General features: G+C 31.7%; 8 protein-coding genes and 6 pseudogenes. 3 read left to right on the top strand and 11 right to left on the bottom strand.

Annotated elements, in window-relative coordinates:
- Positions 1–273: 273 nt before the first annotated feature.
- Together Aru01_RS18760 and Aru01_RS17295 are read left to right on the top strand one after the other, a co-directional pair.
- Positions 274–435 (top strand): annotated as a pseudogene (locus tag Aru01_RS18760) (IS110 family transposase); the annotation flags it as partial.
- 36 nt (positions 436–471) lie between these two features.
- Positions 472–588, top strand: a pseudogene (locus tag Aru01_RS17295) (IS5/IS1182 family transposase); the annotation flags it as partial.
- Positions 589–908: 320 nt separating this feature from the next.
- On the opposite strand, the gene Aru01_RS17290 reads toward Aru01_RS17295, so the two are convergent.
- The 3 genes and pseudogenes from Aru01_RS17290 to Aru01_RS17285 form a co-directional block, all read right to left on the bottom strand.
- Positions 909–1,361 carry a hypothetical protein gene (locus tag Aru01_RS17290; RefSeq protein WP_016656020.1) on the bottom strand — a complete coding sequence of 151 codons (453 nt, stop codon included), beginning with the start codon at positions 1,359–1,361 and terminating at the stop codon, positions 909–911.
- Positions 1,362–1,980: 619 nt separating this feature from the next.
- Positions 1,981–2,166 (bottom strand): annotated as a pseudogene (locus tag Aru01_RS18880) (RHS repeat-associated core domain-containing protein); the annotation flags it as partial.
- A 179-nt stretch (positions 2,167–2,345) separates the two neighbouring features.
- Entirely contained in the window at positions 2,346–3,251 is a 906-nt protein-coding gene (locus tag Aru01_RS17285; RefSeq protein WP_016656018.1) for a leucine-rich repeat domain-containing protein, read from the bottom strand.
- Positions 3,252–3,546: 295 nt separating this feature from the next.
- On the opposite strand from Aru01_RS17285, the pseudogene Aru01_RS18755 reads away from it, so the two are divergent.
- Positions 3,547–3,832, top strand: a pseudogene (locus Aru01_RS18755) (transposase); the annotation flags it as partial.
- Positions 3,833–3,969: 137 nt separating this feature from the next.
- Here Aru01_RS18755 and Aru01_RS18750 read toward each other — a convergent pair.
- From Aru01_RS18750 to Aru01_RS18740, 8 genes and pseudogenes are all read right to left on the bottom strand, one after another.
- Complete coding sequence (locus tag Aru01_RS18750) at positions 3,970–4,092, bottom strand: hypothetical protein (RefSeq protein ID WP_255209871.1); 123 nt, start codon at positions 4,090–4,092, stop codon at positions 3,970–3,972.
- A 125-nt stretch (positions 4,093–4,217) separates the two neighbouring features.
- A complete protein-coding gene (locus Aru01_RS17275) occupies positions 4,218–4,661 on the bottom strand; it encodes a hypothetical protein (RefSeq protein WP_016656017.1) in 444 nt (147 codons plus the stop codon).
- 391 nt (positions 4,662–5,052) lie between these two features.
- A complete protein-coding gene (locus Aru01_RS18745) occupies positions 5,053–5,256 on the bottom strand; it encodes an RHS domain-containing protein (RefSeq protein WP_040331198.1) in 204 nt (67 codons plus the stop codon).
- A 221-nt stretch (positions 5,257–5,477) separates the two neighbouring features.
- Positions 5,478–6,044: a P-loop NTPase family protein gene (locus Aru01_RS17265; RefSeq protein ID WP_040331197.1), complete on the bottom strand. Its 567-nt coding sequence runs from the start codon at positions 6,042–6,044 to the stop codon at positions 5,478–5,480.
- Positions 6,045–6,368: 324 nt separating this feature from the next.
- Positions 6,369–6,611: pseudogene (locus Aru01_RS18545) on the bottom strand (Fic family protein); the annotation flags it as partial.
- A 94-nt stretch (positions 6,612–6,705) separates the two neighbouring features.
- Positions 6,706–6,803 (bottom strand): annotated as a pseudogene (locus Aru01_RS17255) (IS5/IS1182 family transposase); the annotation flags it as partial.
- Between the two features lie 175 nt (positions 6,804–6,978).
- On the bottom strand, positions 6,979–7,428 hold the full coding sequence (locus Aru01_RS17250) for a hypothetical protein (RefSeq protein WP_016656014.1): 450 nt from the start codon (positions 7,426–7,428) through the stop codon (positions 6,979–6,981).
- A 1,193-nt stretch (positions 7,429–8,621) separates the two neighbouring features.
- Positions 8,622–9,317, bottom strand: a 696-nt coding sequence (locus Aru01_RS18740) for an RHS repeat-associated core domain-containing protein (RefSeq protein WP_042111676.1), incomplete at its 5' end; no start/stop codon positions are given.

Genomic DNA, 9,317 nt, shown 5'->3' with positions numbered 1-9,317 from the left:
ATATACAACTGAAATATTATAAAATCAGTCTTAGTTGTATCTCCTAAAATTTCATAATTATATTTTAAAATATTTTTCAGCCTCCGGATAAAACCTATTATCTGAGAATGTCTTCTTTGTTGTACTACATGCAGCCATAGTAAATAATATAACAAATAAGATAAAGAATTTCACAGTAAATCTCCTATTAAAATTAAGCATACACCCTACAACCTATTTAAAAGCGTATAAATATTAATATGGGGTTTTGCTCCTTGCTCGTAGACAACGATTAAATATAATCCACACATTAAAGCCTCGTATCGACGATTATTAAGCCATGGTAAAAGTAAGATGTGTGCTTTAGATGCTGCAATACGCAAGCTTATACATCTGTGTTATGGCGTATTAAAACATCAGGCTGCCTATCAGAGAGATTATTTATTCATCGAATAATATTAAAACCTGATTGGCTATCAAGACGGCATCTCAGGGGATAAACTCAGTTCAAGGAAATTCGACAGCCAGATGAATGAGATTCAGGCACGTGTTGCAGTTCTAAATAAATTTACGGAATTAGGCCGATCTCATCCTCAAATTGTGATTTAAATTCGAGCTGTTTAGGGTCCTTATAGCTTTTAAGTATTTGTGCAACAAAACCTTTTAATGTAAAAATATTTTATCCATGATTTACCCAATTACTCTAGATTAACCTTGGCTGGATAAATGGGGGAAAATGATAAGGGTGGATTTTAACACATGCCAGTAACCCAGATATTTCAAGGTGATTACATAGTAGCTACTTTGAGTTATTAATTGACTGCAAAAGTATTTACACAGTTTTATTTACATGTTCTAAAATTTAGCTTTAGCTTATATACTCATATGGCTTGGCTTACTTTATTAAATGCCCACATACCATAAAACTATTAATTTTTATTAGGCCAATTCATTAAAACTCCCTCACTATACCAATCACCTGCCTCTGCACCTCTTTTATATAATTCATATGCCTTTTTCTCATCTTTAAATTCATTATCTAACATATAAAAATCAGCCAACCAAGAAAAACGATCTTTATTTATTGACTTATTAACCAAGCCTTCTAAAATATTTTTTGAGTGCTTCGGATTATAGCCGCTATAATTTTTATAGTATGCATATAGCCTACTTAGCGCTACATCTTTATATTCACTATATTCTTTCTCATCTATTTTATTTAAATTCCTCATTGCCAATTCATAATCATCTAACTCTGCCAAGGCTATACTTTTATAGTAATAACCCAAATTATTACCATTTTTTATTGCGTAGTCTGAATAGTATATTGACTTTTTTAAGTCAACATATTTCTCCTCTTCCAAATAAATATAGGCCATCATAATCGATGAATTCCCACCTTTATCTAAATTCACTTTAAAATAACTAAGCGCTTCATTAATATTTTTATACTTAGGATGTAATGTATAGATTTCTCCAACTTGCTCACCAGATATCCAATCCCCTCCATTTGCCGCAATTTTAAGATAGTATAAGGCTTCATCAACATAATGATTATTTAATAAAATATCACCCGTTACTGCATAATCTTTATTCTTAAAAATTGTCTCATTTTTTTATTACACTAAATGCATCCTTATCTCTCTTACACTTAAATAGATCATTTAGAAGATAACCATTTAATACATACTTCGAACTATCATCCTTACATGTTTTTAATACATCCAAGTCAACTTCATCATGCATCGAACAAGCTAAAAGTAAGGGTAATAAAAATAGAATACAAATTTTATTGGTCATTTTAATTTCCAAATGGTCTACATTGTCGAGAAATATTTATACAATCACGTGCTTTAGTACCCGATGATGTTAAAAATTTATTATTGTTGCTCACAAAATATTCATGAACAATACATCCATGCTTAGAACCACAAAGCTCTTTATCATACTGAATTTTTGTTTGTTGACACAAATAATCTGATTTCATTCCTTCAGCATATGCAGAGGCACAAAACTATCTGGTTCATACAAATAATATTTGGAATAGGATTGGCTATTGTTATTACGCTTAACAGACTCCCAAATCAACAAGTCCCCATCCCAACCGAATAAGGTTAAATCCCGCTGAGTTTGTTTAAAGAGACGTCGACCAAATACATCATAACCATAATATGTTGTCCGACCATTAAACTCCCTGCTGGGTCAAACTGAAAGCGTTCTTTTAAATGCTCACCTATTGTTTGAATTAAATCCTTATTTTGATCTTCATACCATCCATTTTCTAATTATTTAAATTTCCAGATTTGACCTTAGATCGGTAGTGTATGAAATCTTTAACTTCTAAAACCTTATGCCACAAAGTCTTATTAATCCAAAATATTTTTTACTTTTATTTTTTTCAAAATAGCTTCATCTATAAGTCTAAAATTATTTTTACTTAAAGTAATTTCAACCAAAGGATTGTTATGTAAATTAACCTCCACCAAACTATTGCAATGAGATATATTAATTTTCTCGATTTCGTTACTTATTAAGTCTAAATACTGAAGATTTAAAAAACCACCACAATCAATATATTTTATTTTATTATTACTTAATATTAAAAAACTTAAATAATTACTATCCACACTAAAATAATTTAAAAAGTTACTTTCCGCAATAATAGCCCTTAATTTTGTTAATTCTGAAATATCCAATTCTTCTAGTTTATTAAAAGAACAGTTTAGCTCTTCAAGAGCTTCTATTCTATTTAGTTCTATTCTTTTAATTTTATTTGATGAAAAATTTAATTTAGATAAAAAATCACAGCCTTTTAATTCTAAATTTTTAAGATTATTAAATGAACAATCCAAATAAACCAAACTTCTCCCACTGATAAACAAACTTTCAATTTCATTATTAGAGCAATCTAAGTATTCAAGTTGACCACATGAAATCGTGTTTAAATTAGTAATAAAATTATTTTTTAAAGTTATTTTCACCAAATTAGTATTATTCTTTAAATTAATATCTAAAATACTTGTCCCGCCAACATATAACTCTTCAAGTAGAAGATTTTCACTTAGATCCAGATTAAAAAACTTATCTCCATTTATTTTTAATTTCTTTAGATTTTTAAAACAATCACCTTCAAAAAAATAATCAGAATAATTATTATTCAATTCAATGCTATCAATCCGTTCAAGCTCTAATAAATCAAAACCATTCATCTCATTAAATTCCAGACCTTTCTCATGAATCAAATATTCACTTATATTAATAGGTAGTTTCATATCCAACTCCTTTTAAAAACCCAAAGTATTGACTATTTCTAATCATATTAGTTTTGTCTGTACATGTCTTTACGCCCTATTGACTTGATTAGCTGCCTCTTTATGATTTATATCCCCATCATTAAAACATTTATTGTACATTCGATCCCTTAACTTTTTTTGAAACCTTGATATTCTTTCGGAGTTAAATCCTCAGGATTACAATCTCTTAATGATGATTTATATTTTTCTAACTAGCTATGGCTTTGTTGCACAAACCAATCATTAAAGTCTTATCCAACACTATAATTCTCAAATGAAGAAACCTCCCTCCTTAAAAATACAAAACAATCAATTAGTCTACCTATAAACGAGCCTTAATCAATCGTAGAAATATTTTTATTTGATCTGCCCCTAAGACTAAACAGTATGCACAGCGATAAAGCAAGCATGGACGAAATCAAACTTATTCCGATATAGAAATTCAATGTTACCTCATGATCAAATCACTATTTCATCTTTCTTTGCGTATGGTTAAAAGCTTTATTCAAAGCTTGATTAAACTTCGTAGTTTAAGTTGGACACTGGCATCCTTTTCTTCTTGGATCCTTACCATATGGGTATTTAATGGCTGCTCTTGGTTGGTACTTTTACAGGGAAAATTATTCGCCTGTTGTCTTGCCATGTCACTCATATAGTTACTACTTTCTTTAGGTTGGTAGTTTTCTGGATTTTTAATTTAATCATTTACTTTCGATTGCTCACCAATTCCCCATGCTGTCATACCTGAGCTAAAATAAGGACCATTCTCCATCGGATCGACCCACTGATTAGGATCACTCACATAAGTCGAAGTATTCATCCCTCCATCTAAACCAATAGGGTCTTTACTGAACTGAGATTACCCAACTCATCGTATTCATAATGCTGTACGGCTTGATCCTAGCCATTTTATCTAGTACATCGAGTTGGGATAGCGATATAGTTTTACTTTGATAATTTGCACTCAGTGTCACCTCCTATACTTTTAACCAGAACTACTCCCCAGTTTTTCCTATATAAATCATCTTGATGAGCATTTTCGTCAGGAAATTTAAAACTAAGACTATTATTTTTCTTATCACAAAATATCTCTCTCTCTGAGATAATACCAATATATCTCCAGCCTAATTCCTTTAACTTTTCTTTTTCTTTTACATATTCTTCACTATGAAAACTATTATAATCCACCATATAGTAATAATAATCAGTTGTACTAGTATGCATTTCTTCTTTCAAGGTAAGTCCATAAACACCAAATTGTTCAGTAATAAAGCGAGTATATACATTAGATGTTTTTACTCGCTGTTCAGGAAGATCCCACTTATGAAACATAAAAAATAGTACTAAGCCCACTATCACCACAGGCACCAATGACTTCAACTTTGACATAAAACCTCTAAATTAGAAATAAACTATCACACCCTACCGTATTATTTGATTTTCTCCATCCTATGAATGTTATATACAGATTTAGATCCACTAAAATCAAATCCAACACCAGATGTCCCAAATCCAGCCCCTATATCATAAAATCATTATAATTAGGATCCAATGTCAAGCTCCCATCAGATTTTTCAATAAGCATTATCTGTTAATTTACCCCTTTGACTCTGTAAATCTTTAGGCCCACCCATTCTCCTATACATTAAGCATGATATATTCCCTTTACCTTTAATCCCACTATCTGGTTTTTTGAACTCACCAAACGCCCTTTGAATACTATCTGGAGAAACACTAGCAACAAGATATACATTTCCATTATGGATATTTAATGCAATATTCAGACTTTCAGTTCGAGCATAACTCTCGTCTTGTGCTCAGGAAAAATTTTGTTTTTCTTATCTTCGCTCACCCATTCCTTATACTGTGCTGTCCAAACAATTGTTCCTGTTTGATCACTCATTTCCTCTGGTATACTTAAGTGGTCACAGTGGTAAAACCAAACTAGATCAAACTTTTCAACTTGTTTATCTTCATGCCACAAAGGGTCGGCCGCATAATCATAACCATGATGCCACTGTGGTGTCTGATGATGTTTAATCTGTTGTCGATAAGTTGCTTGGATTAAGGGAATAAAACTGTATTTTTCATAAATATAATGTTTAGTATATTAAAGTGACTATAGAAATAGCTCCCTTTATTCATCAAATGAATAGTATTTATAGGATTAAAAATGATATCCCCTAAAGAGCATTTCTCCAAAAATCACTCATATGTACTATTATATCTATCTAAACAAATTTGAACTCCTCCAACTGTTGCAAAAAAACCTATATTCCAAATATTTTCTTGTGGAACTAATGCATAACCTTCATTTTTATTGTTAGTAAAATTCGATGGTGGAGCAATTTCTAATAAATCTTGAATAGAATTACAAAAAACATAGTTATTTTCATACTTACCTTTATATTTCCAATTATTTTCTATTGCTATAGTAAAAATCTCTTTTTCTAGAAATTGTGTCGTCATATCATTTTTATTAATGAAAATTAATAAATCAGCATTCTTTCTTGTATTATTTGAAGATTTAATATCTATTAAATATGGTACTTTATCAAATATATTATTAGCCTCTTGACTGAAACTAAGCAAAGGAGCTGTCATCTCAGTACTATAATCTTGTGATAATGTTACATTAGGATATTCATGACTGAAAACCTTGGAATTATGTCCTAGTTCAAAATCCATAGTTCTAACTGTAATTTCGTCATTGTTATTAGCATAGCAACCTACAAAGAATACAACCCACATTATCATAATTAAAAATTTCATACATTCAATCACTTAGGCTTAATATGTACTAAAATCTCCAGAGACTTTCACCTGGTAGATTCTAAGCAGCTAACCTGTAAAAGTATACGACTTGTTCATCAGTTTTCATATTGAGCTGTAAAACCAACGGATAACTTAATCCACTATTGAAACTTTCAAAGCTATATAACTAGTCACCATCAAAACTTAATACGATCTGCCTATTATCTAGACCATGCACTGTAACCCCTTCGTAGGGTACTTCATAGGTCTCAGTAAATAGACTTGAAGCTAAATGATGCTGGCGGCCTTTGCCATCAATAAAAATAAAGCCATTATCTCTAATCGTACTTCTTTAGATGGTGCGATTATAGGCTTACCATTAAGAATAGTAGTGATTTGCTCCGTGCTTAGTGTATTACCTTCAATGGCTAGAGACCCTTGAATAGTTTGAATACGATTTGCTTTACGTAACATCAAACTATTTTCAATTTGAATTAAAGCAGTCAAGCGCCTTATTGACTCACTGATCTGCTCAACCAAATGAATAATTTTTGAGGTAATTGTATAAGACGGTTGGTATTTCATCCCATTCCTAAAGAGCATAGACGGTTACTGTTAATTAAACCCTATAAGCTCAACACTTTAAAGATTAGACTACGGGTAAATTATAAGCCACTATTGGATCAAACCAAATGGTAATATTCCCATGATTAATGAAAGCTTGGTTGTATGTAGACCAATTGGTTGTTTGATATTTTTAGGTATAGGCTTCTTCATTTGGGAATTATATTGCTGAAGAAGCCTTTAAGAATAGGTTTATACAACAAAGTTATTCCGAATCCAGAAAGGACTGAATTTTAAGACACCAAATCAAATGGCAGAGGACTTTTACAGGTTGGCTACCTAGAATCTCCCAAGTGGAAGCCTTCTATTATTTCAGCACACATTACTTTTACTTATTACATTCAAACCAAGTAGAATTCTTAGGATGGGCAAACATAATATTCCACTGATCTTCTAACTGCATCCCTGTAGAACCATTAACTAGCTTATCATTCATTGCTATTGCTCTGGGTACTATAATTTCGAGCTGATCGTCACCATGACAGTAAATATAACTCTGATTATATTTTTTCAAAAATAACCATCCATTTTCAATCATGATCTTTTTCTTTTCCACAAGAAAAATATCATGATTTAAATTTTTTAGTTGAACTCTGTAAGATAAATCATCTGCGCTATATGAAGAAAATGCTTTCCTATCTTCAAGAATATTATCAAAGATAAAATCCGCTTGATTAGTAAAAAAATTAATTTTTGAATTACTCTCTAATACATCATTTGTTTTTCTTGAACTGCACCCCATAACTATCACAACAACAATCAAGAAATAATGTTTCATTTTTCCCCCACATAACTCTAACGAGACAATTGACCTGTAATTCCAACATCAATATTATATCCAACGTTATCAAAAACAAACTCAACAGATTTTGTTCCATAGACTAGTATTATTAACTATTGGTTTAACATAGTTTACTCTGACCCCAAGTATCTAAAGTGACAGCCAAAACTTGATCACCACTTTGCATGACTCAGTACTTGTGGTGTTCCCACTTGATCGCACTGATAAAACACTGCCCGTTCGATTTCCGCGTGTTTATAACGAGTATCTATTTTCCAGAGTGGATCTTGATCTTGCACATAAGCTTGTGTTTGATACTAACGATAGTCAGGTGTATCAAGCAATTTAATAAAGCCGGTATACCCTGTTTGTACTAGAGGTACAAAATTGGTGTGCTACCAACACATAAAATGAAAGATATCGAAGATATTATTACCGCATAACTGGCAGCCCTAGAAAATCAATAGGGCTTGAGCGGATGCTTACTGTACTTAAGCGTCTACTGACACATAAAATGAAGGATATCGAAGAATTATTACCGCATAACTGGCAAGCCTTAGAAAATCAATAGGGCTTGAGTAGATGCTTACCTTTTTGATCAGGCACGTTCAACTGAATTATATGTTTTACGGGCTTTTCTGGTTTTCGTTAATGTAGGATTTAGGGTTTCTGAAGTCATGAGATAGCCTATAAATGAATATAGGCACGGCAGATTCAAATATGATGTGCTTTAAAGTAGTGTTCGCAGGATGCTTGCTTTTTAACCCACCCAAGCGACTATCATTATTTACCTCAACTAACTCTCTTATTTTTTTTCAAAAAAACACAACAAAAAACAAAATAAAAAAACTCCACAATTAAAAATAAACCACCTATTTTTTCATGTAGGAACCCTACACAAATATAATGTAAGAACAAAAAAACAATAAAAAATATAAAGCCCCAAAACTCTCCTTTTGAATTAAGAGAACAAACAAATAAATAAATATAAAATAACAATGGAAAAAACCCACTTGCCATAATCACATATATAAAAAGAAACTCTAACTTCTGTAATAAATCAACATTTCCCAATTGAATAAAACCGATCATAAATATATAAACAAAGAAACTATATACTATCAAACCTATTGAAATAAAAAAAAATCGAATAAACCAAGCTACCCACCGACTAATTATTACATTATCTATCATTTGTTAAATAATCTCCGTATATCATATTTAGACTTATTTCTTGGATCAAAAGGTACTACATTAGGCCATACAGATTGAGGCCAAAGATTACCACCATAAAAAACTGTACTTATTTTAGCCTTTTCAAAAGCTAAATCATGGTAAAGATCAATTGCATTTCCATTTAAGCAAGAATTATAAGGGACTTTATTAAAACTTCTAAAATCCTGATCACCTGAGATCAATGATTTCCTAATCGTATTTAAAATTTCCGATTCTGAAGCAGAGGTCTTACCGTACGTCCATGATGCTGTAATCCCTGTCTTAATCGCGCCATTCACAATACTGTTATTACCACGGCAAATTTCCCCTGCATCTTTATAATAGGGGCATTGGGTCCTTTTATACATATCATCATAATACTTACACATGCTTGTATCACCTTGTCCATCCCAATTCCAAGGAGTCAACCCCATCGGATCGACCCAAGCATTCGGATCACTCACATAAGCCGAAGTATTGATCCCACCTTCTAAACCAATCGGATCTTTCCCGATATATCTTGCACTATGCGGTTCATAATAACGATAGCGGTTATAGTGTAAGCCTGTCTCAGCATCGAAATACTGACCTTGGAAACGGATATTGGTTTGCTCTAACAGGTGATCACTAGCCTTAATATCTAGTGCTTGCCCCCAAGTATCTAAAGTGAT

Source organism: Acinetobacter rudis, assembly GCF_000829675.1.
Classification (GTDB): domain Bacteria; phylum Pseudomonadota; class Gammaproteobacteria; order Pseudomonadales; family Moraxellaceae; genus Acinetobacter; species Acinetobacter rudis.
The sequence above is the reverse complement of the archived record's forward strand: the minus strand, read 5'-3'. Positions and strand labels throughout refer to the sequence as shown.